The sequence below is a fragment of the Stenotrophomonas sp. STEN054 genome (genome assembly GCF_056854535.1).
The window spans coordinates 157125-180242 of record NZ_JBXFWG010000002.1 but is presented as its reverse complement, the minus strand read 5'-3'; the positions used below and the strand labels follow the sequence as shown (position 1 = coordinate 180242).

Below are 23118 nucleotides of genomic sequence, written 5' to 3'. Positions count from 1 at the left end.
TACCCGGAGCCGATCACCGCCCACGGCTTCCTCGAGGAACGCCTGCGCGAGATCAAGCTGAAGTAATGAAGAAGCCGCCGAAAGGCGGCTTCTTCATTTCGGGTAGCGCCGGGCCGGGCCCGGCGAGCGCAGCGGCCGCATTTGACGTTCCGCCGGGCATGGCCCGGCGCTACCTCACCGGCACCGGAACATTGCACAGGTCGATGTGCCCGGCCGGGCGCTTGTAGAAATCATCCACGCGGTTGCGCCGCGCTTCCACCGTATCGGCGAAGGTCTTCGAATCGGTGCGCAGCACCTGGATCGGCGTGCGCTCGGCGGCCGGCACGTCGCTGGCGCGGCGGATCGAGACGATCGGCGTTCGCAGCTTCGGGTCTTCATAGAAACCCATCGGCGCCGGCCCGCGCGGAATCGCGCTGAGCAGCTCCATGCCCTTCAACACGCGGCCGACCACGGTGATGTTGCGGTCCAGCTGGCGCGGCGATTGCCCGGTCACCACGTACAGTTCGGCGCCGATGCTGCTGTCTTCCTCGTTGCTGCGGCCGGCACCGAGCATGCCGTAGCAGTGCGCCAGCCAGGCCTTGCCGGCCTGCGGATCCTGGCCCACCGGGAAGCCATCGACGAACCCGGTCTGCGCCGCCCAGCCATCGCGGTCGGGCAGCACGCTCACCTTCAGGCCGGTGCTGGGCCGTTCGAACTCGGCCGGCAGCTTGCGCGCGGCACTGCCGAACGGCTTGGCCTTGGCCGCGTCATCGGCGTCGGCATCGCCGAACTGCACCACGAAGTTGTCCTGCGACCGGTAGATGCTGGTGCCGTCCCAGAAGTGCTCGTGGGCCAAGGTCTGGATGTTGGCGACATGGCGCGGGGCGAACTGCGGCGCCAGCTCGATGATCACCCGTCCGGCCGGCAGGTCCATGTACAGCAGGTTGGCCGGGTCCGGCGTGCGCCAGTCGCTTGCGGCCGACACATCGAGGATCTGCTGCGGGCTGCGGTACGGCGTGGCGGCGCTGGCCAGCGCGGGCAGCAGGCAGGCGAGGGCAAGGGCGGTCAGGGCGAGACGGCGGTGCGACATGGAATCCCCGGAACATGAACGAGGCTTCGATTCTGCGTGACAGACTCTCCCACGCCAACCTGTAGGGTGACTAACGACACATTCGCTATACCGGACTTCGCACTACTGTTGACTCCAACATAGTGGAGGGCCGGTCATGAGCGAGGACGACGTCCACCTGAAGAAGTTCCAGAAGGAGCTCAGCGCCGGAACGGTGTCGCTGGCCCTGCTGGCGGTGCTGGCCCGGGCGGGCGAGCCGCTGTACGGGTACCTCATCGCCAAGGAGCTGGAGCGCGTGGGTGAGGGCGTGCTGAGTGGCAAGCAGAGCGCGCTGTACCCGGTGCTGCGCAACCTGGAGGGCGCCGGCCTGCTCGAGAGCCATGTCGAGCCGTCCAGCAGCGGGCCACCGCGCCGCTACTACCGCATCAATGAACGTGGCCACGAAGTGCTGGCGCAGTGGCGCCAGGCCTGGCAGGCCACCCGCGATTCCGTCGATTCCGTGTTGGAGGGGGTACCGCAATGAACGAGCAGAACCTGGCAGGCAGTGGCCTGCCCACCACGATCGCGCAGTACCTGGCACAGCTGCGCGCCGCGCTGCAGGGCGCCGACGCGGCGATGGTGCAGGACGCCCTGTACGACGCCGAGGAATACCTGCGTTCCGAACTGGCCGCGCAGCCGGGCCGCAGCGAGGCCGAGGTGATCGCCGATGTCGCCAGCAGCTATGGCGCGCCGGAGGAAGTGGCCGAGATCTATCGCGAAACCGAGGTGACCGTGAACCGCGCGCTGCGCACGCCGCGTGCCGACACCCGCCCGGTGCTGCGCGCCGCCGCCGAAGCCAGCGGCGTGGCACCGGCCGCGCCGACACCCGCACCGGTGCAGCGTTCGCTGGCGGCACGCTTCTTCGGCGTGGTGATGGATCCGCACACCTACGGCGCACTGTTCTACATGCTGCTGTCGCTGGCCACGGGCACCTTCTTCTTCACCTGGGTGGTGACCGGACTGTCGCTGTCGCTGGGCCTGATGATCCTGATCATCGGCATTCCGCTGACGGTGCTGTTCTTCGGTTCGGTGCGCGGGCTGGCGCTGCTGGAAGGGCGGCTGGTGGAAGCGCTGCTGGGCGAGCGCATGCCGCGCCGGCCGCAGTACACCGACCGCAGCCGTACCTGGCTGCAGCGCATCGGCGACATGTTCACCGATGGCCGCACCTGGCTGACGCTGCTGTACTTCCTGCTGATGCTGCCGCTGGGCATCGTCTACTTCACCATCGCGGTGACCCTGCTGACGGTGTCGCTGGCCTTCATCTGGTCGCCGGTGGCGGCGCTGTTCGACTCGACCGCGCCGAGCATCTACATCGATGGCACCAACGTGCTGCCGCTGGCGTTCACGCCGGTGCTGGCGGTGGTGGGCGCGCTGCTGCTGCTGGTGACGATGCACCTGGCCCGTGGCATCGGCAAGCTGCATGGTCTGCTGGCCAAGAACCTGCTGGTGCGGCTGTAACCGCAGAGGGGTCGGATCCTGCAGTGGTAGGTGCCAACCTTGGTTGGCACGATGCCGCCGGCATCGGGGTTCACGGAAGAGCGCCAACCAAGGTTGGCCTCTACCGGGAGCAGGCCAGGCTCTGACCCCGGATCCCATCATGCTGGGGTCAGAGCCCTTTCCGTTGGAAAGGGATCCGACCCCTGCCGGGAATCAGCCCGCCTTGCGCCGCAACGGGGTGACGTTGCTCTTCTTCTTCGTGGCCTTGGCGGCCGGTGCTTCGGCATGGGCGGCGAAGAAATCGCGCACCTTCGGGTACACCACTTCGCGCCAGCGGCGGCCGCTGAAGATGCCGTAGTGGCCGGCGCCTTCGACGATGAAGTGCTCGCGGCGGTCGGCCGCGATGCCGGTGCACAGCGCCTGCGCCGCTTCGGTCTGGCCGAGGCCGGCGATGTCATCCAGCTCGCCTTCGATGCTCAGCAGGGCGGTATCGCGGATGGCCGACGGGTCGACCTTCTCGCCGTTGACGACCCACTCGCCACGCGGCAGCAGGAAGTCCTGGAACACCACCGAAATGGTATCCAGATAGTACTTGGCCGGCATGTCCAGCACGGCGTTGTACTCGTCATAGAAATTGCGGTGCGCGTCGGCGTCTTCCAGATCGCCCTTGACCAGGTCGGTGTAGAAATCCCAGTGCGAACTGAAGTGGCGGCTGGGGTTCATCGACAGGAAGCCTGCGTGCTGCAGGAAGCCCGGATACACGCGGCGGCCGGCGCCGGGGTAGCTGGCCGGCACGGTGTGGATGACGTTGTTCTCGAACCACGACAGCGGGTTCTGCGTGGCCAGGTTGTTCACTGCAGTGGGGCTGCAGCGCGCATCGATCGGGCCACCCATCATCACCAGCGTGCGCGGGGTCGGCTCGCCACGGCTGGCCATCAGCGAAACCGCGGCCAGCACCGGCACGGTCGGCTGGCACACGCTCACCACGTGCAGGCGCTCGACGCCGAGGTGGCGGATGAATTCCTGGATGTAGGCGATGTAATCGTCCAGGCCGAACTCACCTTCGCTGGCCGGCACCATGCGCGCGTCCACCCAGTCGGTCACGTACACGCGATGGTCGCGCAGCAGCGTGCGCACGGTATCGCGCAGCAGCGTGGCGTGGTGGCCCGACAGCGGCGCCACCACCAGCACGAACGGCTGGTTCAGCATGGTGTGCAGCTGATCGGCTTCGTTGCTGTGGCGCTTGAAGCGCAGCAGCTTGCAGAACGGCTTGCTCACTTCCTCGTGCACGACGATCGGCACGCGCTCGCCTTCGACCTCGATTTCGTTGATGCCCCATTCGGGCTTCTCGTAATCCTTGCCGATGCGATGGAAGAGCTCATTGACCGCCGCCAGGCGATCAGCGCCCGGCATCTGCGACCACCAGTGGCCCTGGTTGGCGAAGAATCTGGCGTTGGCCTGGGCCTGGTGCACCCAGGGGGCGAGCAGGTTGCGGGTCAGTTCGTGTAGTTGATAGAGCATGACGACCGAATATGTATGGTCATATGTTGCCGCGCAGCATATCCCATCCGGGTGTCCCGCAGGTTAAGTGGGGCGAAAATAATGAATCCGGATTCACACCTTTTCCAGCGCGGCGGCCTCGTCGGCCAGGCCGGGACCCAGCCACAGGTGTGAACCGATGGCCTGCAGGCCCTGGCGGCCCAGCTCGCGGCGGTACCAGCGCGCCGGCCGGGGTTGGAAGCCCTCGTGATCGCCATCGAACTCGTCCTCGGCCGCAAAGGTCTCCAGGAAGGCCACGCCGCCGGTCAGCTCGGCCACGCCGGCCAAGCCGGCACGCAGCTCGCGGTCGGGCACGTAGTGCATCACGTCCGAACACACCAGCAGGTCGACCGGGGCGCAGGGCCGCAGCCAGGCGAAATCGCCGAAGCTGGCCATGTGCAGGTTGCGGGTACGTCCGTAACGGCGCACAGCGTACTCGCTGCTGTCAAAGCCAAGGTATTGGACCTTCGGACGCAGCTTCAGCAGTGGCGCGCGCCAGGCGCCTTCGCCGCAGCCGATGTCGAGCACGCTGCGCACCGGCCGCTCCAGGTAGTACTCGGCGGTGGCTACTGCCAGGGCGACCTTGCGCGCAAGGCGCGCGCTGCCGCCGATGTCGGCACGGCGGTACCAGCGTTGGAAATAGGCGGCGTCGTAGGTCTTGTCCATGGGGCAGGGCACGTAGAGGGTGAAAACGGCGCCTATCGTACGGCGTCGCGGCCGTGGTGCGTCGATTGGCCGCGGCAACCACCCATGGGGTGGCTCTACTGCGACAATGGGCGCCCATTCACGCCAGCCGTTGGAGCGAGCGCATGCAGAGCTATTACTGGGTCAAGACCTTCCACATCGTGTTCGTGGTGGCCTGGATGGCAACCGTGTTCTACCTGCCGCGCATCCTGGTGAACCTGGCAGAGACCGCGGGCCAGCCAGCGGTGGGCGAGCGCCTGCAGCTGATGGGCCTGCGCCTGTACCGCTTCGGCCATTCGATGTTCGGGCTGGCCTTCGTGCTTGGCCTGGTGCTGTGGCTGGGCTACAAGGTCATCCCCGCTTTCCCGACCATGGTCGCGCCCGCTGGCGCCGGCTGGCTGCACGCCAAGCTGGGCCTGGTGGTGATGCTGCTGGTGTATTTCATCTGGACCGGGCGCCTGCTGAAGGGTGTGGCCAAGGGCCGCGCGCTGCCGTCCTCGCGCGCACTGCGCTGGATCAACGAGATCCCGCTGCTGGCCTTCATTCCGATTGTCTGGCTGGTGCTGGCCAAGCCGTTCTGAGGCATGGATGCCGTCAACGCGCAAACGAAAAGAGCCGGGCATCCGCCCGGCTCTTTTGTTTCTGCCAGCACCTGCATGTTGCCGGCCAGCGGCCGGCACTACCGGGCTTATGCGGCTTCGTAGGTGCCGTAGCTGCGCAGGCGCGTGTAGCGCTGTTCGAGCAGCTGTTCGGTGGACAGCTTGTCCAGCGCTTCCAGCTCGTTCAGCAGCACGGCCTTCAGTCGCTTGCCCATCTGGGTCGGGTTGCGGTGGGCGCCACCGGTCGGCTCGCGCACGACCTTGTCGACCAGGCCCAGGCCCTTCAGGCGCGGGGCGGTCAGGCCCAGCTGTTCGGCGGCGTCCTTGGCCTTGCCCGCGTCCTTCCACAGGATCGAGGCGCAGCCTTCCGGGGTGATGGTCGAGTACACCGCGTATTCCAGCATCACGGTGCGGTCGCCCACGCCCAGGGCCAGCGCGCCGCCGGAACCGCCTTCACCGATGACGGTGCAGATGATCGGCACCTTCAGCTCGGCCATTTCCATCAGGTTGCGGGCGATCGCTTCGGACTGGCCGCGCGATTCGGCGTCGATGCCCGGCCAGGCGCCGGCGGTGTCGATCAGGGTCAGCACCGGCAGGCCGAAACGCTCGGCCATCTTCATCAGGCGCAGGGCCTTGCGGTAGCCCTCCGGCTTGGGCATGCCGAAGTTGCGCTTGATCTTTTCCTTGGTATCGCGGCCCTTCTGGTGGCCGATCACCATCACCGAACGGCCGTTGATGCGGGCCAGGCCACCCATGATGGCCTTGTCGTCGGCGAAGGCGCGGTCACCGGCCAGTTCCTGGAATTCATCGAAGATGATGCGCAGGTAATCGGCGGTGTACGGGCGCGACGGGTGGCGGGCCAGCTGCAGCACCTGCCACGAGGTCAGGTTGCGGAAGATCTGCGCGGTGCGCAGGCGCAGCTTGTCCTGCAGGGCGTGAACCTCGGCCTCGACATTGACCGCCGGTCCGGCACTGGCGTTGCGCAGTTCCTGGATCTTGGCTTCCAGGTCGGCGATGGGTTGCTCGAAGTCGAGGTAGTTCGGATTCATCGGAAGCCGTCGTGTAAAGAAGAGGGGAATTCTAGCCGAATGCGCAGCAATGGCCCGTACGCCTTCGTCTGGAAGGCGACGGTACCCCAGCCGGGCAGGGGGCGCCAGTCAGACTGGGGCGGGGGCCAGCCTCAGTTGGCCCACGGCGGGCTGTAGCGCACTTTCAGCGTGCGCACGGCCGGGTCGGCGCGCAGCGCCTCCATCAGCTTGGAGTCGATGCGCACCGCGCTCTGCCCGGACACGTCGAGCATGCCGGCCACGCCGCCCTGCGGACCCTTCAGCAGCAAGTCCAGGCGCAGCGGCGTGCGCCCGGGGCGATGGCGGTCGAGCAGGGCATTGACGCGCTCCCAGACCGGGCGCTGCTGGCGCAGGTCCAGGCGCAGCGACAGGCGCGTGGCGTAGTTGGCGCAGACCTCATCGAAGTCCCAGCACTGGCGGATGCGCAGCGCATAGCCACCGTTGAACTCATCCTCGCGCAGGCCGCCCTTGACCACCAGGATGCGGTCCTTGGTCATCAGGTGGCCGAACTCGGCCATGGCATCGGAGAACGCGCTGCACTCGACGCGGCCGCGGCCATCCTCGAGCTGGATGAAGATCTGGCTTTCGCCCTTGCGGCGCACGCCGACCACCTGGCCGGCCAGCACGGTCGGCACTTCCGGGCGCCAGCGCTTCTCGCCGCCGTTGCCACCGCCGCCACCGCTGTTGCTGGAACTCCAGATCTTCTCGACCGAGCCCAGGTCGTTGCCGACCAGATCGCGCACATCGTCGCGCCACGGGTCGAACGGATGGCCGCTGAGGTAGAAGCCCAGCGTGTCGCGCTCGCCGTTCAGGCGCTGCAGCAGCGGCCATTCCTCGGCTTCGACCAGGTCCAGCTGGATGGTCACCGCGCTCGGGTCGGGGCCGCCGAACAGCGAGTTCTGGCCCGAGGCACGCTCGCGCGCCATCTGCTCGGTGGCCTTGATCACCTCCGGCAGCTGCAGCATCAGCGAGGCACGGTTATGGCCCAGCTCGTCCAGCGCGCCGCAGTTGATCATCGCTTCCAGCGTGCGGCGGTTGAGCTTGGCCGAACCGACGCGGGTGCAGAAGTCGAGCAGGTCCTTGTAGTCGCCGCCCTTCAGGCGCTCGTCCACCACCGCTTCGCAGGCACCCTGGCCGACGCCCTTGATCGCGCCCAGGCCGTACTGGATGGTGTCCGGCGTGACGGCTTCGAACATGAAGGCAGAGTGGTTCACCTTCGGCGGCAGCACGGTCAGGCCCAGGTTGCGCACCTCGTCCAGGAAGCCGACCACCTTTTCGGTATTGTCCAGGTCCGAGGACAGCGTGGCCGCCATGAACTCGGCCGGGTAATGGCGCTTGAGCCAGGCGGTCTGGTAGCTGACAAGCGCGTAGGCGGCGGCGTGCGACTTGTTGAAGCCGTAGCCGGCGAACTTCTCCATCAGGTCGAAGATCGCATCGGCCTTGGCTTCGTCGACGCCGTCCTTGGCCGCACCCTCGCGGAAGATCTCGCGGTGCTTGGCCATTTCGGCCGGTACCTTCTTGCCCATCGCACGGCGCAGCAGGTCGGCGCCGCCCAGCGAGTAGCCGCCGACGATCTGCGCCATCTGCATCACCTGCTCCTGGTACACCATGATGCCGTAGGTGTCTTTCAGGATCGCTTCGGTGCGCGGATCGGGATAGATGATCTCTTCCTGGCCGTGCTTACGCGCGTTGAAGGAAGGAATCAGGTCCATCGGGCCGGGTCGGTACAGCGACACCAGCGCGATGAGGTCTTCGAAGCGGTCGGGGCGCGCGTCCTTCAGCAGGCGGCGCATGCCCGAGGATTCGAACTGGAACACCGCACCAGTATTGCCGTTGGCGAAGATGTCCTTGTAGGTGGGCGCATCGTCCAGCGGGATCGCGGCGATATCCACCGGCGGGATGCCGGCGCGCTCGTGGCGCTTGTTGATCGCCTTTACCGCCCAGTCGATGATCGTCAGCGTGCGCAGGCCGAGGAAGTCGAACTTCACCAGGCCGACTTCTTCCACGTCGTTCTTGTCGAACTGGGTGACCGGGTTCTTGCCCAGGCCGTTTTCATCGTGTTCGGCGTACAGCGGGCAGAACTCGCTCAGCGGCTCGGGCCCGATCACCACGCCACCGGCATGCTTGCCGGCGTTGCGGGTCAGGTCTTCCAGCTGCAGCGCCAGGTCGATCAGGTCGCGGACATCGTCCTCGCTCTCGTAGCGCTGGATCAGTTCGGCCGACGCCATTTCCGAGCTCGGGCCTTCCTTGCCCCTGCCCAGCGCATCCTTCAGGTGGATGCCGAGGATGTTCGGGATCAGCTTGGAAACGCCGTCCACCAGGCCGTACGGGAAGCCCAGCACGCGGCCGGAATCACGCACCACCGCCTTGGCGGCCATGGTGCCGTAGGTGATGATCTGGCTGACGCGTTCGCGGCCGTACTTGCGCGCGACGTAGTCGATCACCTCGTCGCGGCGGTCCATGCAGAAGTCGATGTCGAAGTCGGGCATCGACACGCGTTCCGGGTTCAGGAAGCGCTCGAACAGCAGGTTGTACGGCAGCGGATCCAGATCGGTGATCTTCAGCGCCCACGCCACCAGCGAACCGGCACCCGAACCACGGCCCGGGCCGATCGGGATGCCCTGGTTCTTGCCCCACTGGATGAAGTCGGCAACGATCAGGAAGTAGCCCGGGAAGCCCATCTTGATGATGGTGTTGAGCTCGAACTCCAGGCGTTCGAAATACTCTTCGCGGGTCTTGCCCGGCGCCAGCGGGTTCTTCTGCAGGCGCTCTTCCAGACCATCGCGCGACATTTTCTGGATCCAGGTGTCCAGGGTTTCGTCGTCGGGCACCGGGTAGTTGGGCAGGAAGTAAGTGCCCAGCCGCATCTCGATGTTGCAGCGCTCGGCCAGCGCCAGCGTGTTGTCGATCGCATCGGGGATGTCGGCGAACAGCGCGCACATCTCCTCGGCCGACTTCAGGTACTGCTGGTCGCTGTACTCGCGTGGGCGCTTGGGATCGTCAAGCACGCGGCCGGTGGAAATGCACACGCGTGCTTCGTGCGCGCTGAAATCGGTCGGCGCCAGGAAGCGCACGTCATTGCTGGCCACCACCGGCAGGCCGCGCTGGCCGGCCGCCATCAGCGCGAAGCGGTTGAAGGTTTCCTCGCCATCGCGGCCGGTGCGGGTCAGCTCCAGGTGCAGGCCATCGCCGAACGCGCGCTGCCAGTCGGCCAGTTGCTGCTCGGCCAGATCGTGCTTGCCGTCCAGTGCCAGGCGACCGGCCAGGCTGTCACGGCCGGCCAGGGCGAACAGGTTGGCGTTGCCGGCCTTCAGCCAGTCCGGGTGGATGGCGACGCCGCCTTCGGGGCGGTGGCCTTCCATCCAGGCACGGGTCAGCAGCCGTGACAGGCTCAGGTAGCCCTCGCGGTCGCGGCACAGCAGGGTCATCCGCCACGGGTCCTGGCCTTCCTCGGCGATCATCACGTCGGCGCCGGCAATGGGCTTGATGCCCACGCCTTCGGCGGCCTTGTAGAACTTGACCAGGGCGAACAGGTTGTTCAGGTCGGTCACCGCCAGCGCGGGCAGGTCAAGTTCGACCGAGCGCGACAGCAGGTTGGCCTGCTTGGCCTTTTTCGGGTCCGCCTGGTCCGGTTTGGCCGGCACGCGGATGGTCGAGTCCGCCAGCGAGAACTCGGTGTGGACGTGGAGATGTACGAAGCGGGAGTTGGACATGCCGGACCAGGTTGGAGCGCGCGGGCCCCGGGTGCTGACGGGGGAATCGTCGCCGGGGTCGGGAAGCGCTGGAGTGCCCGGTCAGGGTAGCGAGGGCAGGGGGTGGCGACAAGGCTTGACGGTACGGCGATTGCGCGATTGCCGCCGGTGCGTTCACGCGTTCATGGGAGCGCCGGGCCATGCCCGGCGGCGGTTGTTCAGGCAATCGCGATGTCGGCGGCCACGACCTGCGGCACTGCCAGGCATTCACGCACCGGGGCGAAGCTGCGGCGATGCTCGACGCAGGGGCCGTGTGCGCGCAGCGCGGCCAGGTGGGCCGGGGTGCCGTAGCCCTTGTGCTGATCGAAGCCGTACTGCGGGTGCCGCACATGCAGTTCCTGCATGTAACGGTCGCGCGAGACCTTGGCCAGGATCGAGGCGGCCATGATCGCCCGGTCGATGCCATCACCGCCGACCAGCGCCTGCGCCGGCAGCACCAGGCCCTTGGGCACGACGTTGCCGTCGATGCGGGCGAAGCCGGCCACGTGGGCCACGGCCGCCACCACATCGCGCATGCCCTGCAGGGTGGCCTGGTAGATGTTCAAGCGGTCGATGGCGTTCACGTCCACCAGCACCACTTTCCAGGCCAGCGCGCGTTCGATGATGCGGTCGTGCAGCTGCTCGCGGCGCGCCGCCGTCAGCTGCTTGGAATCGTCCAGGCCGTTGATGCGCGGCCGCGCCGGGTCGAACACCACGGCGGCCACGGCCACCGGGCCGGCCAAGGGCCCGCGGCCGGCCTCGTCGACGCCGGCCACCAGACGTTCGGGCTCGACCACTGCCGCGCCGTCGAACAGGGCCAGGCTGGCCGCAGCGGCAGCGCGACGGCTCATGCGGTTTCCTGGTTGCGCATCAGCAGCTCGCCCACCGCGTCGGCGGCACGCGCGGAGGCATTGCGGCGCAGGCGTTCGTGCAGGCGCTCGTAGGTGCCCTGCAGGTCGGCGGTGCGCTGCGGGTGGTCGAACCACTGCTGGATGGCCGCGGCCAGCTTGTCCGGCGTGCAGTCGTGCTGCATCAGTTCCGGGGCAAGATCCTGTGCAGCGAGGATGTTGGGCAGGGCGAAGCGGTCGACCTTGATCAGCCCCAGCGCCTTCACCAGGCGGTAGGTCAGTTCGTTGACCCGGTAGCCGACCACCATCGGCCGCTTTACCAGCATCGCCTCCAGGGTGGCCGTGCCGGAGGCCAGCACCACCACGTCGGCGGCGATCAGCGCCGTACGCGCCTGGCCATCGAGCACGTGCGAGTACGCCACCGGCAACGCCGAGCGCGACAGCTGTTCCTCGATCAGGCGGCGGCAGGCGGCGTTGGCCGCCGGCACCACCACGTGCAGGCCGGGGATGCGTTCGGAGACCTGCCAGGCGGCTTCAAAGAACGGTTCGCCTAGGCGCGAGATCTCGCCCAGGCGGCTGCCCGGCAGCACCGCCAGCACCTTGGCCGAAGCGGGCAGGCCGAGCGCGGCGCGGGCTGCGTCGCGGTCACCGTGCAGCGGAATGTCATCGGCCATCGGGTGGCCGACAAAGCGCGCGTCGATGCCGTGCTTTGCGTAGATCGGCGGTTCCATCGGGAACAGGCACAGCACCAGGTCGGCACTGCTGCCGATCTTCTCCGCGCGCTTCTCGCGCCAGGCCCAGACCGAGGGGCTGACGTAGTGCACAGTGGGAATGCCGCGCTGCTTCAGCCAGCGCTCGATGCCCAGGTTGAAATCCGGGGCGTCGATGCCGATGAACACATCCGGCTGCCATTCCAGCGCACGCTCGCGGAACGCCGAGCGCAGCTTGAGCAGGCGCGGCAGGTGGCGCAGCACTTCGGTCAGGCCCATCACCGCCAGCTCGCTGGCGTCGTGCCAGGTCTGGCAGCCGGCGGTGCGCATGGCATCGCCGCCGATGCCGGCGAACTCGGCACGCGGGAAGCGGGCCTTCAGCTCACGCACCAGGCCCGCACCGAGCAGGTCGCCGGAGGCTTCGCCCGCCACCAGCGCGATCCGCAACGGGCGCTCGCTGAGCACCCGCTGCGCCGGCACGCTGCCGGCCATCGAGGCCAGCGGAATGACGTCAGCGCCGGCCGGCGCCTGGCCGGTCGTGCTGCTCATCGCAGCAGGTGCCTCTCGGTGTGCTCGATGAAGTCCAGCATCGAGCGGACGTCATCGCTGGCCTGGGCCTGCTCGGCCAGCTGCTGCTTGGCTTCGGCCAGCGGCAGGCCGGCCACATACAGAGTGCGGTAGGCGCGCTTGATGGCGGTGATGCGCTCGGCATCGAAGCCGCGGCGCTTCAGGCCTTCGCTGTTGATGCCGCGCGGGCGGCCCAGCGAATCGGTGCCGACCATGGTGAACGGCGGGACATCGCCGTTGGTCAGCGCGCCCATGCCAAGGAAGGCGTGGGCACCGATGCGGCAGAACTGGTGGGCACCGGCGAAGCCGCTGATGATCACGTAGTCGCCGACGGTTACATGCCCGGCCAGGGTGGTGTTGTTGGAGAACACGCAGAAGTTGCCGACGTGGCAGTCGTGGGCCACGTGCGTGTACGCCAGCATCCAGTTGTCGTTGCCGATGGTGGTGATGCCACCGCCGCCGCCGGTGCCGCGGTTGAGGGTGACGAACTCGCGGAACACGTTGCGGTCGCCGATCACCAGTTCGGTGCGTTCACCGGCGAACTTCTTGTCCTGCGGCTCGCCGCCGACCGCGACGTGGCCGATGAAGCGGTTGTCGCGGCCGATCCGGGTCGGGCCGTGGATGCTGCAGTGCGGACCGACCTCGGTGCCGGCGCCGATCTCGACGTCGGGCCCGATGATCGTGAACGCGCCCACGCGGACGTTGTCGGCCAGTCGAGCCGACGGATCGATCACCGCGGTGGGATGGATCAGGGGAGCGCTATCGGTCATCTCGTTCCTCCGTGCAGGGTCATTCGCGGGTGCCGGCGCACAGCACCTCGGCGCAGGCGACCACTTCACCATCGACCTTGGCCACGCAGTCATACACGGCCATGTTGCGGATCACGCGCTTGATCTCGACGTGCATTTCCAGCACGTCGCCCGGCACCACCTGCTTGGTGAAGCGGGCCTTGTCGACCTTGACCATGTAGAACAGCTTGGACTGCGAATCGCGGCCCAGGGTGAGCTGGGTCAGTACGCCGCCGGCCTGGGCCATGGCTTCGATGATCAGCACGCCCGGCATGATCGGCTGGTTGGGGAAGTGGCCCTGGAAGAACGGCTCGTTGATGCTGACATTCTTGGTGGCGACGATCCTGCGCGCTTCGTAGTCGATCGACAGAACCTTGTCGACCAGCAGGAACGGGTAGCGGTGCGGCAGCAGCGTCTGGATCTGTGCCATGTCCGGCAGGGTCTGGGGCTGGCTCATTCTTTCTCCTTGCTCACAGACAGGATGCGACGGGCCAGTGCATCGAGCTGCTTGAAGCGCGCGGCGTTCTTGCGCCACGTGCGGTTGTCGGTCAGGGGCGTTCCGGACGAGTACTCGCCCGGCTCGGTGATGGAGTTGCGGACCACCGATTTACCGGTGATCACGACCTTGTCGCAGATTTCCAGGTGGCCGACGACACCAACGGCGCCGCCGAGCAGGCAGTAACGGCCGATCTTGGCGCTGCCGGCGATGCCGGTGCAGCCGGCGATGGCCGAGTGGGCGCCGATCTGCACGTTGTGCGCGATCTGCACCAGGTTGTCCAGGCGTACGTCTTCGGCCAGCACGGTGTCTTCCAGCGCACCGCGGTCGACGCAGGTATTGGCGCCGATCTCACAGTCGTCGCCGATGCGCACGCCACCCAGCTGCGGCACCTTGATCCACTTGCCGGCGTCCATCGCCAGGCCGAAGCCATCGGCGCCGAGCACGGCACCGGGATGGATGCGCACGCGCTTGCCGAGCTTCACGCGGGTGACCAGGGTGACGCGGGCAATCAGTTCGCAGCCACTGTCGAGGGTGCAGTCTTCGCCGATGATGCTGCCGGCGCCGATGATGCAGTTTTCGCCGACCACGCTGCGCGCACCGATGGTGACGAACGGGCCGATGTGGGCGCTGGCGGCCACCTGGGCCTGCGGGTCGATGACCGCGCTGGGGTGGATGCCCGGCTCACGCACCGGCGCGACGTCGAACAGTGCGGCGATCTTGGCGAATGTGGTGTAGGGATCCTTCGCGACGAGCGCGGCGCCGGGGGCGGCCTCGGCGTCTTCGGCACGCAGGACCACCAGCGAGGCCTGGCTGTCGGCCAGCTGCGCGCGGTAGCGCGGGTTGGCAAGGAAGGTCAGCTGGCCGGCACCGGCATGGGCGAGGGTGGCCACGCCACGGATGGCGGTGGCGGGATCGCCATGGACCTGCAGGCCGAACTGATCGGCGAGTTGCTGGGCGGTGTAGGTAGGAGTATTCACGGCGGGAGTTTAACGTGTGGAGCCAGTCCGGTCATGCGGCGCGGTTCCACGGCGCCTTCCTGCTACCGGGTGGAGGCGGCGGGTGGCCCTGGTCAGGACACGCAAAATCCCCTCCATGGTGCTCGATGGCGCCATCCATGGCGCCAACGGTCCTGCCCAGGGCCACCCGCCGCCTCTGGACACGTCCCTGAAGGCGGCCAGCATTCGAAGCTTCTGCAGCCGAGCCATGCTGGGCTCACCGCGTGTGAACGCGGCAACGAAAACAAAAACGCCGGGTTGAGCCCGGCGCTTCGTAACCCGTCTGGTGGAGAGCCCCCCTTCTGTTAAGGGGGGCGCGCCCCTGGGAATCGCAGGAGCGATTCCCAACGTTGCTACGCAACGGCCCGAAGGGCGCATGCCACGGATGGCATGCGTAACGGAGCGGGGGATAGGGAGCAGGATAGGCCCCGCGGTTTGCATCGCAAACCGTGGGAACGTTTGGGGGCCAGTTAGAACTGGCCACCAAACGTAAATTGCAGGCGCTCGATTTCGTCGCCGTCCTTCTTCTTCAGCGGGAACGCATAGCTGATCGAGATCGGGCCGACCGGGGCGCGCCACAGCAGGGCCACACCGGTGGACACGCGCAGTTCGTTGGCCTTGAAGTTGCTGGTGCCGTTGTAGACGTTGCCGAAGTCGACGAAGGCCGACACGCGGGCGGACGGGCTGTCGAACAGACGCGGGAAGTACGCTTCCACCGAACCGACGGTCTTCACCGAGCCACCCAGCGGCTGGCCGTTCGGGTAACCCGAGGTCACCTCGCGCGGACCGAGGGTGTTGTCTTCGAAGCCGCGCACCGAATTCGTGCCGCCGGCGTAGAAGTTCTCGTAGAACGGCAGGCCGGTGGCAGTCACCGTCTTGACGTAATCCGACGACGCCGGGGTGCAGTCCACGGTCTGGGTCGGATTCGGGTTGTCGGTGGTCGGCGCGGTGTAGCAGATGTTGCGGGTGTAATCCTTGCCGTAGCTGTCGCCGTAGCCGATTTCCGCACGGGTGTTGATCACCAGCGACGGGATGATCGGCCAGTACTTGCTGATCTGGTAGTTCAGCTTGAAGTACTCGACGGTCGAACCCGGCAGCGTGGTTTCCAGGCCGATGCGCTGGTAGGTACCGCGGGTCGGCATGAAGTAGTCGTTGCGCGAATCCCGCGCCCAGCCCAGCTCGGTGCGCCACGCGTGGAACGTCTTGGTGCCGATGGCGTTGATGTAGTCAATGATCGACTGCGGGGTGGACCCCGGATAGGTCGTGATCTGGTTGCTGTCGATGCCGAACATCAACGAAACGCTGTCGGTCTCGGTCAGCGGCACGCCGAACACCACCTGCGCCGAACCATTGGTGCTGTTGTACTGCGCGGTGTTGAAGTCGGAGTAATCCAGTTCGCGCCAGGACAGGTTGTAGCCCAGCGACACGCCATCATCGGTGAAGTACGGGTTGGTGTAGCTGAAGCCGTAGCGCTGCAGGTAGCTGCTGCGCGAGGCTTCCACCGACACCCGGTTGCCGCCGCCGAGGAAGTTGTTCTGCGACAGCTGCACCGAGGTGGTCATGCCGTAGGACTGCGAGTAGCCCAGGCCGAACACGAAGCTGCCCGAGGTGGTTTCCTTGACGTTGTAGACCACGTCGACCTGGTCGTTGCTGCCACTGACCGGCGGGGTTTCAACGTCCACCGACTCGAAGTAGCCCAGGCGCTGCAGGCGGATCTTGGAACGGTCGATCGCAGCCTGTGAGTACCAGCTGTTCTCGAACTGGCGCATTTCGCGACGCATCACTTCGTCGGAGGTGCGGGTGTTGCCCTTGAAGATGATGCGGCGCACCGACACGCGCGGGCCGGGGACGACCTGCATGTTCACCGCGACGGTCTGTTCGGCACGGTTGGTGGTCGGGATCGGGTTCACCTTGGCGAACGCGTAGCCGATGTTGGACAGCGAATTGGTGATCGCGTCGGAGCTGAATTCCAGCAGCGCACGCGAGAACGTGTCGCCGGCGCGCTGCACGACCATGCGCTCGACATCTTCCTGCGGCAGGACGGTGTCACCGCTGACCTTGATCTCGGAAATCTTGTACTGGTTGCCTTCGGTCACGCCGGCCGTCACGAACATGTCGCGCTTGTCCGGGCTGATCGAGACCTGGGTCGAGTCGATGCTGAAGTCGACGTAGCCGCGGTCCAGGTACCAGGAGTTCAGCTTTTCCAGGTCGCCGGACAGCTTTTCCTTGGAGTACTGGTCATCGCGGCGGTACCACGACGCCCAGTTGTGCTCCTTGGATTCCCAGGTTTCCAGGATGTCCTGGCTGTCGTACTTCTCGGTACCGACCAGGTTGACGTGCTGGATCTTGGCGGCCTTGCCTTCCTTGATCGCGATGGCGATGTCCACGCGGTTGCGGTCCAGCGGGCTCACTGTCGGGGTGATCTCGACGTTGTACTTGCCACGGTCGTTGTACTGGCGGCGCAGTTCCTGCGTCACGCGGTCCAGGCTCAGGCGGTCGAAGGTGCCGCCCTCGGTCAGGCCGATGTCGGACAGGCCCTTGAGCAGCTGGTCGGACTTGATGTCCTTGTTGCCGGTCACGGTCAGCTTGTTGATCGCCGGGCGTTCCTTGACGGTCACGACCAGGATGTTGCCCTGGCGATCCAGCTGTACGTCTTCGAAGAAGCCGGTCTTGTAGAGGGCGCGGATGGTCTCGCCGACCTTGCTGTCGGTGACCGTCTCGCCACGTTCCACCGGCAGGTAGGTGAACACCGTACCCGAACTGATGCGCTGCAGGCCGTCGACGCGGATGTCGCTGACAGTGAAGGGCTCGGCTGCCTGGGCCAGGGCGGGAGCGCCGGTGACGGCGGCGAGGGCGAGGGCCAGCAGGCGGCGATTGGGGAGTCGCGTCATGTCACGTCCGGTAGGAAGGTCGATTTCATTGGTACGGGATGCCGGCGCTGTAGACGCCAAAAACGTGGAAAAGTTCATCGCGGGACCAGGCCGAGGATGTCGTTGTAGAACGCCAGCCCCATCAGCCCGGCCAGCAACGCAAGGCCGATGTACTGACCTGCGGCGATGGCACGCTCGCTCAGCGGGCTGCCCTTGACCAACTCGATAAGGTAATACAGCAGGTGCCCGCCGTCCAAGATGGGAATCGGCAGCAGGTTGATGATGCACAGGCTCAGCGACAGCAGCGCAAGGAACTGCAGGAACCAATCGAGGCCGCGTTTGGCCGAAACATTGGCCACGCGGGCAATGGTGACCGGGCCGGAAACGTTCTGCAGCGAGGCTTTGCCGGTGACGATGCGGGCCATCATGCCCAGCGAATCGGAGGCCAGGCGGCCGGTTTCGCGCACGGCCACGGTCACCGCATCGAGCGGCCCGTACCGCATCAGGGTGTCGTAGGCGGGGCTGAACGCGCCGGAGAAGCCCACGCCGATCTGCCAGACCGGCTTGCCCTGGCCGTCCTTGCCCGCGCGCGGGGTCACTTCCAGCGCCAGGCGCTCGCCACCGCGCAGCACTTCGATCATCCCCGGGCCACCACGGCGGCCCAGTTCCTGGATCTGCGCGCTGACCTGGTCGGCGCCTTCGATGCGCTGGCCGTCGATGGCCACGATCAGGTCACCCGGCTGCAGCAGGCCGGCCACGGCCGAATCGGCGGTCAGGCTGTCCACCTGCGCCGGCTGCAGCGATGCCTGCCACTGCAGGCCAGCCAGACTCGGCACGCGGCGTTCATCGAAGCCGGCCGGCAGCTGCGACAGCGGCAGCGTGCGCTTGCGCACCTGCTCGCTGCTGTCCAGCACCTCCAGGGTCACGTCACGCCGGTCCATCGCCGCCGCGGTCAGGGCCATGCTGGCATCGCCCAGGGTGACCACGTCGCGGTCGTCCACGCGCAGCACGCGGTCGCCGCTGGCCAGGCCGGCGCTGGCGGCGATGCCGGTGGTACGGCCGATGGTGGCCGAATAATCCTGCTTGCCGATCACGAACATCGCCCACAGCAGCAGGATGCACAGCAGCAGGTTGGCGACGGGGCCGGCGGCAACGATCGCGATGCGCTGCCAGACGGTCTTGTGGTTGAAGGCCTGCCCGCGCTCATGCGGGTGCACCTCGACCTCGCGCTCGTCGAGGAATTTCACGTACCCGCCCAGCGGCAGGGCGGCGATGGCGAACTCGGTGCCGTGCTTGTCGCGGCGCGACCACAGCGGGCGGCCGAAGCCGACCGAGAAGCGCAGCACCTTCACCCCACAGAGGCGGCCCACCGCGTAGTGCCCGAACTCGTGGAAGGTGACCAGCAGCCCGAGGCTGACGATCATCCACCAGACCGATCCGATGAAGTCAGTCATGCAGGCTCACGGTGGCGGGCAATGGCAGCGGCGTCATGCGATAGGGGCGTGGCGTTCAGGCGGCGTCGATGGCGTTCAGGGTCAACTGGCGGGCCCGCTGGTCGGCGGACAACAGGCCGTCCAGTGTATCGGCTGCTTCGGTCGGCAGTGTTGAAAGAGCGTTAGCAACCAGTGCGGGAATGCTCAGGAAACCGATCCGGCCCTGAAGAAACGCTGAAACAGCCTCTTCATTGGCCGCGTTCAGCACCGCCGGAGCGGTGCCGCCGGCCTCCATCGCCTGCCAGGCCAAGGCCAGGCACGGGAAGGCCTCGGTGTCAGGGGCTTCGAAATCGAGCCGGCCCTGGGCCAGCAGGTCCAGCCCGGACACGCCCGATTCGATGCGCTGCGGCCAGCCCAGGCCCACGGCCAGGGTGGTGCGCATGTCCGGCAGGCCCAGCTGGGCGAGGGTCGAGCCGTCGACGAACTCGACCAGCGAATGGACCAGGCTCTGCGGGTGGACCAGCACCTCGATGCGCTCGCCGGGCACCTTGAACAGGTGGTGCGCCTCGATCACTTCCAGGCCCTTGTTCATCAACGTCGCCGAATCGACCGAGATCTTCGGGCCCATGGACCACTTCGGGTGGGCAACGGCCTGGGCCGGGGTCACCTGTTCCAGTTCGGCACGGCTGCGGCCACGGAACGGGCCGCCCGAGGCGGTCAGCAGGATCCGGCGCACGCCGGCCCCGTCCAGGCTGGCATCGCGCGAGCGCAGGCACTGGAAGATCGCGCTGTGCTCGCTGTCGATCGGGATGATCTCGGCGCCGGCACGCTCGGCGGTGCGGGTCAGCAGTTCGCCGGCCAGCACCAGCGATTCCTTGTTGGCCAGCAGGATGCGCTTGCCGGCAGCAGCGGCGGCCAGGGTCGAGGACAGCCCGGCGGCACCGACGATGGCGGCCACCACGGTGTCGCACGCATCGCTGGCGGCCAGCTGGTCCAGTGCGGCGGCGCCGGCGTGGGCCTCGGTGGCCAGGCCGGCGTCGCGCAGGCCGTCGCGCAGCTCGGCGTACAGGCTCTCGTCGGCGATGACCGCATGTGCGGGCCGGTGCTGGCGGCACAGCGCCAGCAGCGCCTGCACCTGGCTTCCGGCGGCGAGCACGGTGGCCTGATAGCGCTGCGGGTGGCGGGCGATCACGTCCAGCGTGGAGGCGCCAATCGAGCCGGTGGCGCCGAATACGGCGACCCGGCGCAGGTCTGCAACAGCATCCATGGTCAGAATCCGAAGATTTCCTTGCCCAGCGCGAACACCGGCAGGGCAGCCAGCACACCGTCGACGCGGTCCAGCACGCCGCCGTGGCCAGGAATGAGGTGGCCCGAGTCCTTGGCGCCGGCATGGCGCTTGATCAGGCTTTCGTACAGGTCGCCCAGCACCGAGGCGAACACGGCCACCACCGAGGTGACCAGCAGGCCCGGCAGGTGCGCGACGTCCACGCCGGCCAGCCAGCCCAGGCCGACGGCCACGGCAACACCGGCCAGCAGGCCGCCGAACAGGCCTTCCCAGGTCTTGTTGGGACTGATGCGCGGGGCCAGCTTGTGCCTGCCGAAGTGGCGGCCGGCGAAATAGGCGCCCGAATCGGCGGCCCACACCAGCGCCAGCGCGGCCAGCAGCCACAGGTGGCCGTTGTGGCCGGGCGGATCGCCGCCGGCATGGATCAGCACCAGCGAGGCCCAAGCCGGGACGATGGCGAGGGTGCCGGCCAGCAGCTTGAAGATGCGGGCGGGACTGCCCGGCTGCGCGCCGAAGGTGAAGAAGCGCAGCCAGACCAGGGCGGCCAGCCACCAGGCCACGCCAACCAGGGTCGCCAGCTGGAACAGCACCAGCGAACTGCCATCGGCCCAGACCATCAGCACCATCAGCAGCAGGTTCAGCACCAGCAGCACGGTACGGGCGAGGGTATCTTCGATGCCGGCCAGCTTCAGCCATTCCCACAGGCCGATCAGGAACACGGCGGCGGCGGCGGCAGCCAGCCACTGGGTAGGCAGCAGCAGGATCGCGGCAATGGCCACCGGCGCCATGATCAGCGCGGCGAGAACTCGGGTCTTGGTCATGGGCTGGGCGTCTCGGTGGCCAGGGCGGCGATCTGGGCGCTGGTCAGGCCGAAGCGGCGTTCACGGCTGGCGTAGGCGTCCAGCGCCTGCTGCAGCTGCCCGGAATCAAAGTCCGGCCACAATGCCTCGGTGAACCACAGCTCGGTATATGCCAGCTGCCACAGCAGGAAGTTGCTGATGCGGGTATCGCCACCGGTGCGGATGAACAGGTCCGGCGGCGGCAGGTCTGCCAGGGCGACCTGGCGGCCCAGCAGTGATTCGTCGATCTGCTCGGGCAGCAGGCGGCCGGCAGCCACTTCCGCGGCCAGCGCACGGGCGGCGCGGGCGATGTCCTGGCGGCCACCGTAGCTGGCGGCGATCGACAGGGTCAGCGTGGTATTGTCGGCGGTGCGCTGTTCGGCCAGCTGCATGCGGCTGACCAGCCCGGCGCCGAAACGCTCGCGTTCGCCGATGAAGCGCACGCGCACACCACGGCGATGCAGCTCGTCCACTTCACGGTCGAGGGCGCCGAGGAACAGCTTCATCAGGGCATCGACTTCTTCCTGCGGGCGGCCCCAGTTCTCGCTGGAGAACGCGAACAGAGTCAGCGCCGGAATGCCCAGTTCAAGGCAACGGTCGATGGTGCGGTTGACCGCGCGCGCGCCGGCACGGTGGCCGATCACGCGCGGGCGGCGGCGCTGCTGTGCCCAGCGCCCGTTGCCATCCATGATGATGGCGACGTGGCGGGGCAGGGCGGCCGGCAACGGAGGCGGGACTGAAGGCATCGACTTCAGACCGACAACAGTTCCTTTTCCTTGTCGGCGACGACCTTGTCGACGTCCTTGATGCTGCTGTCAGTCAGCTTCTGGATGTCGTCTTCGCCGCGCTTCTTCTCGTCTTCGCTGATCGCCTTGTCCTTGACCAGCTTGGCCACTTCCTTGTTGGCGTCCTGGCGGATGTTGCGGATGGCGATCTTGGCGCCTTCGCCTTCCTTCTGCACCTGCTTGGCCAACTCCTTGCGGCGCTCTTCGGTCGGCGGCGGCATGTTGATGCGGATGGCCGCGCCCAGCGTGTTCGGGGTGAACTCGTGGTTGTACAGGCCCTTCTCGATTTCCTTGATCATGCTCTTGTCGAAGGGCGTGACCAGCAGCGAGTGGGCATCGGCGTTGGAGATCGACGCGACCTGGTTCAGCGGGGTGCTGGCGTTGCCGTAGGCATTGACCGTGACGCGGTCCAGCAGGGCGGGAGTGGCACGCCCGGTGCGGATCGAGGTGAGGGTGTGCTTCAGAGCGTCGATGCTCTTGGCCATGCGCGTCTGCGCGTTGTTCTTGATGTCGTTGAGCATCGCCCGGGTCCTGGATGTAACTGGAATCGGGCGATTATAGGCGAATACGGGACGCTGACGGGCCTGGATCGGCCCGCAGCACGCCTGCCGCTCAGGCTCAGGCCGGATCGCGGCCCTGGACCAGGGTGCCGATGTTGGCGCCGCCGAGGATCTTCAGCAGCTCGCCCGGCTGGCCCATGTCGAACACGCGCATCGGCAGGTCGCTGTCACGGGCCAGGGCGAAGGCCGCGGTATCCATGACTTCCAGGCCGCGGCGGATCACTTCGTCGTAGCTCAGGCTGTCGAAGCGGACCGCATCGCTGTGCTTGTTCGGGTCCTTGTCGTACACGCCATCGACCTTGGTGGCCTTCAGCAGCAGGTCCGCGCCGATCTCGATCGCGCGCAGGGCGGCGCCCGAGTCGGTGGTGAAGAACGGGCTGCCGACGCCGGCGGCGAAGATCACCAGGCGGCCCTTTTCCAGGTGGCGGATGGCGCGGCGGCGGATGTAGTCCTCGCACACGTCGTTGATCTTGATGGCGCTCATCACGCGGGCCTTGGCGCCGAGCTTCTCCAGCGCGTCCTGCATGGCCAGGGCGTTGATGACCGTGGCCAGCATGCCCATCTGGTCGCCGGTGACGCGGTCCATGCCGCCTGCGGCCAGGCCGGCGCCGCGGAAGATGTTGCCGCCGCCGATCACCAGCGCTACTTCGGCGCCCGCCTGCTGGGCCTCGATCACTTCACGGGCCAGGCGGTTGATGATCTTCGGGTCGATGCCGTAGTCCTCATCTCCCATCAGCGCCTCCCCGGATAGTTTCAGAAGGATGCGGCGATAGGCGAGCTTGGACATATGGACCT

The 23118-nt window shown here is 67.1% G+C and carries 20 protein-coding genes; 3 read left to right on the top strand and 17 right to left on the bottom strand.

Annotated features, from left to right (window positions below; genetic code table 11):
• Positions 1 to 169: 169 nt before the first annotated feature.
• A complete protein-coding gene (locus AC1VXD_RS01690; RefSeq protein WP_482990545.1) occupies positions 170 to 1069 on the bottom strand; it encodes a peptidylprolyl isomerase in 900 nt (299 codons plus the stop codon).
• Positions 1070 to 1205: 136 nt separating this feature from the next.
• Here AC1VXD_RS01690 and AC1VXD_RS01685 point away from each other — a divergent pair, with 136 nt between their 5' ends.
• Positions 1206 to 1571, top strand: coding sequence for a PadR family transcriptional regulator (locus AC1VXD_RS01685; RefSeq protein ID WP_116864361.1), 366 nt, complete (start codon positions 1206 to 1208; stop codon positions 1569 to 1571).
• A complete protein-coding gene (locus AC1VXD_RS01680; RefSeq protein WP_482990544.1) occupies positions 1568 to 2545 on the top strand; it encodes a sensor domain-containing protein in 978 nt (325 codons plus the stop codon). The genes AC1VXD_RS01685 and AC1VXD_RS01680 overlap by 4 nt, the downstream gene beginning before the upstream one ends.
• 192 nt (positions 2546 to 2737) lie before the next feature.
• Here AC1VXD_RS01680 and AC1VXD_RS01675 read toward each other — a convergent pair whose 3' ends face one another.
• A complete protein-coding gene (locus AC1VXD_RS01675) occupies positions 2738 to 4045 on the bottom strand; it encodes a polyhydroxyalkanoate depolymerase (protein WP_116864359.1) in 1308 nt (435 codons plus the stop codon).
• Between the two features lie 93 nt (positions 4046 to 4138).
• Complete coding sequence (locus tag AC1VXD_RS01670) at positions 4139 to 4729, bottom strand: class I SAM-dependent DNA methyltransferase (RefSeq protein ID WP_482990543.1); 591 nt, start codon at positions 4727 to 4729, stop codon at positions 4139 to 4141.
• Between the two features lie 143 nt (positions 4730 to 4872).
• Here AC1VXD_RS01670 and AC1VXD_RS01665 point away from each other — a divergent pair, with 143 nt between their 5' ends.
• Positions 4873 to 5328, top strand: coding sequence for a CopD family protein (locus tag AC1VXD_RS01665; protein WP_482990542.1), 456 nt, complete (start codon positions 4873 to 4875; stop codon positions 5326 to 5328).
• A 107-nt stretch (positions 5329 to 5435) separates the two neighbouring features.
• Here AC1VXD_RS01665 and AC1VXD_RS01660 read toward each other — a convergent pair whose 3' ends face one another.
• From AC1VXD_RS01660 to pyrH, 14 genes are all read right to left on the bottom strand, one after another.
• A complete protein-coding gene (locus tag AC1VXD_RS01660) occupies positions 5436 to 6395 on the bottom strand; it encodes an acetyl-CoA carboxylase carboxyltransferase subunit alpha (protein WP_482990541.1) in 960 nt (319 codons plus the stop codon).
• A gap of 131 nt (positions 6396 to 6526) precedes the next feature.
• Positions 6527 to 10126, bottom strand: a complete 3600-nt coding sequence (dnaE, locus tag AC1VXD_RS01655; protein ID WP_482990540.1) for a DNA polymerase III subunit alpha — start codon at positions 10124 to 10126, stop codon at positions 6527 to 6529.
• 197 nt (positions 10127 to 10323) lie between these two features.
• On the bottom strand, positions 10324 to 10995 hold the full coding sequence (locus AC1VXD_RS01650; RefSeq protein ID WP_482990539.1) for a ribonuclease HII: 672 nt from the start codon (positions 10993 to 10995) through the stop codon (positions 10324 to 10326).
• Positions 10992 to 12251: a lipid-A-disaccharide synthase gene (gene lpxB, locus AC1VXD_RS01645; protein WP_482990538.1), complete on the bottom strand. Its 1260-nt coding sequence runs from the start codon at positions 12249 to 12251 to the stop codon at positions 10992 to 10994. The genes AC1VXD_RS01650 and lpxB overlap by 4 nt, the downstream gene beginning before the upstream one ends.
• Complete coding sequence (lpxA, locus tag AC1VXD_RS01640) at positions 12248 to 13039, bottom strand: acyl-ACP--UDP-N-acetylglucosamine O-acyltransferase (RefSeq protein WP_482990537.1); 792 nt, start codon at positions 13037 to 13039, stop codon at positions 12248 to 12250. Before lpxA ends, lpxB begins: the two co-directional genes overlap by 4 nt.
• 19 nt (positions 13040 to 13058) lie before the next feature.
• A complete protein-coding gene (gene fabZ / locus AC1VXD_RS01635) occupies positions 13059 to 13514 on the bottom strand; it encodes a 3-hydroxyacyl-ACP dehydratase FabZ (RefSeq protein WP_150454913.1) in 456 nt (151 codons plus the stop codon).
• Positions 13511 to 14533, bottom strand: a complete 1023-nt coding sequence (gene lpxD / locus AC1VXD_RS01630) for a UDP-3-O-(3-hydroxymyristoyl)glucosamine N-acyltransferase (protein WP_108768299.1) — start codon at positions 14531 to 14533, stop codon at positions 13511 to 13513. Before lpxD ends, fabZ begins: the two co-directional genes overlap by 4 nt.
• 488 nt (positions 14534 to 15021) lie before the next feature.
• On the bottom strand, positions 15022 to 17442 hold the full coding sequence (gene bamA / locus AC1VXD_RS01625; protein ID WP_482990536.1) for an outer membrane protein assembly factor BamA: 2421 nt from the start codon (positions 17440 to 17442) through the stop codon (positions 15022 to 15024).
• 74 nt (positions 17443 to 17516) lie between these two features.
• The gene (rseP, locus tag AC1VXD_RS01620) at positions 17517 to 18875 is read right to left on the bottom strand and encodes an RIP metalloprotease RseP (RefSeq protein WP_482990535.1); all 1359 of its coding nucleotides are present in this window, start codon (positions 18873 to 18875) and stop codon (positions 17517 to 17519) included.
• A 55-nt stretch (positions 18876 to 18930) separates the two neighbouring features.
• Positions 18931 to 20121: a 1-deoxy-D-xylulose-5-phosphate reductoisomerase gene (locus AC1VXD_RS01615; RefSeq protein ID WP_482990534.1), complete on the bottom strand. Its 1191-nt coding sequence runs from the start codon at positions 20119 to 20121 to the stop codon at positions 18931 to 18933.
• A 2-nt stretch (positions 20122 to 20123) separates the two neighbouring features.
• Positions 20124 to 20960 (bottom strand): phosphatidate cytidylyltransferase, encoded by an 837-nt coding sequence (locus tag AC1VXD_RS01610; RefSeq protein WP_313053089.1) that lies wholly within the window; start codon positions 20958 to 20960, stop codon positions 20124 to 20126.
• On the bottom strand, positions 20957 to 21724 hold the full coding sequence (gene uppS / locus AC1VXD_RS01605; protein WP_116863044.1) for a polyprenyl diphosphate synthase: 768 nt from the start codon (positions 21722 to 21724) through the stop codon (positions 20957 to 20959). The genes AC1VXD_RS01610 and uppS overlap by 4 nt, the downstream gene beginning before the upstream one ends.
• Before the next feature lie 5 nt (positions 21725 to 21729).
• Positions 21730 to 22284, bottom strand: coding sequence for a ribosome recycling factor (gene frr, locus AC1VXD_RS01600; protein ID WP_108768305.1), 555 nt, complete (start codon positions 22282 to 22284; stop codon positions 21730 to 21732).
• 97 nt (positions 22285 to 22381) lie between these two features.
• Positions 22382 to 23110: a UMP kinase gene (gene pyrH / locus AC1VXD_RS01595; RefSeq protein ID WP_079221256.1), complete on the bottom strand. Its 729-nt coding sequence runs from the start codon at positions 23108 to 23110 to the stop codon at positions 22382 to 22384.
• Positions 23111 to 23118 lie beyond the last annotated feature (8 nt).

What these genes read in the sequence shown, in the direction of transcription:
- AC1VXD_RS01690 (WP_482990545.1), bottom strand. Translation starts at nt 1,069, where the DNA reads ATGTCGCACCGCCGTCTCGCCCTGACCGCCCTTGCCCTCGCCTGCCTG.
- AC1VXD_RS01685 (WP_116864361.1), top strand. Translation starts at nt 1,206, where the DNA reads ATGAGCGAGGACGACGTCCACCTGAAGAAGTTCCAGAAGGAGCTCAGC.
- AC1VXD_RS01680 (WP_482990544.1), top strand. Translation starts at nt 1,568, where the DNA reads ATGAACGAGCAGAACCTGGCAGGCAGTGGCCTGCCCACCACGATCGCG.
- AC1VXD_RS01675 (WP_116864359.1), bottom strand. Translation starts at nt 4,045, where the DNA reads ATGCTCTATCAACTACACGAACTGACCCGCAACCTGCTCGCCCCCTGG.
- AC1VXD_RS01670 (WP_482990543.1), bottom strand. Translation starts at nt 4,729, where the DNA reads ATGGACAAGACCTACGACGCCGCCTATTTCCAACGCTGGTACCGCCGT.
- AC1VXD_RS01665 (WP_482990542.1), top strand. Translation starts at nt 4,873, where the DNA reads ATGCAGAGCTATTACTGGGTCAAGACCTTCCACATCGTGTTCGTGGTG.
- AC1VXD_RS01660 (WP_482990541.1), bottom strand. Translation starts at nt 6,395, where the DNA reads ATGAATCCGAACTACCTCGACTTCGAGCAACCCATCGCCGACCTGGAA.
- dnaE (WP_482990540.1), bottom strand. Translation starts at nt 10,126, where the DNA reads ATGTCCAACTCCCGCTTCGTACATCTCCACGTCCACACCGAGTTCTCG.
- AC1VXD_RS01650 (WP_482990539.1), bottom strand. Translation starts at nt 10,995, where the DNA reads ATGAGCCGTCGCGCTGCCGCTGCGGCCAGCCTGGCCCTGTTCGACGGC.
- lpxB (WP_482990538.1), bottom strand. Translation starts at nt 12,251, where the DNA reads ATGAGCAGCACGACCGGCCAGGCGCCGGCCGGCGCTGACGTCATTCCG.
- lpxA (WP_482990537.1), bottom strand. Translation starts at nt 13,039, where the DNA reads ATGACCGATAGCGCTCCCCTGATCCATCCCACCGCGGTGATCGATCCG.
- fabZ (WP_150454913.1), bottom strand. Translation starts at nt 13,514, where the DNA reads ATGAGCCAGCCCCAGACCCTGCCGGACATGGCACAGATCCAGACGCTG.
- bamA (WP_482990536.1), bottom strand. Translation starts at nt 17,442, where the DNA reads ATGACGCGACTCCCCAATCGCCGCCTGCTGGCCCTCGCCCTCGCCGCC.
- rseP (WP_482990535.1), bottom strand. Translation starts at nt 18,875, where the DNA reads ATGACTGACTTCATCGGATCGGTCTGGTGGATGATCGTCAGCCTCGGG.
- AC1VXD_RS01615 (WP_482990534.1), bottom strand. Translation starts at nt 20,121, where the DNA reads ATGGATGCTGTTGCAGACCTGCGCCGGGTCGCCGTATTCGGCGCCACC.
- AC1VXD_RS01610 (WP_313053089.1), bottom strand. Translation starts at nt 20,960, where the DNA reads ATGACCAAGACCCGAGTTCTCGCCGCGCTGATCATGGCGCCGGTGGCC.
- uppS (WP_116863044.1), bottom strand. Translation starts at nt 21,724, where the DNA reads ATGCCTTCAGTCCCGCCTCCGTTGCCGGCCGCCCTGCCCCGCCACGTC.
- frr (WP_108768305.1), bottom strand. Translation starts at nt 22,284, where the DNA reads ATGCTCAACGACATCAAGAACAACGCGCAGACGCGCATGGCCAAGAGC.
- pyrH (WP_079221256.1), bottom strand. Translation starts at nt 23,110, where the DNA reads ATGTCCAAGCTCGCCTATCGCCGCATCCTTCTGAAACTATCCGGGGAG.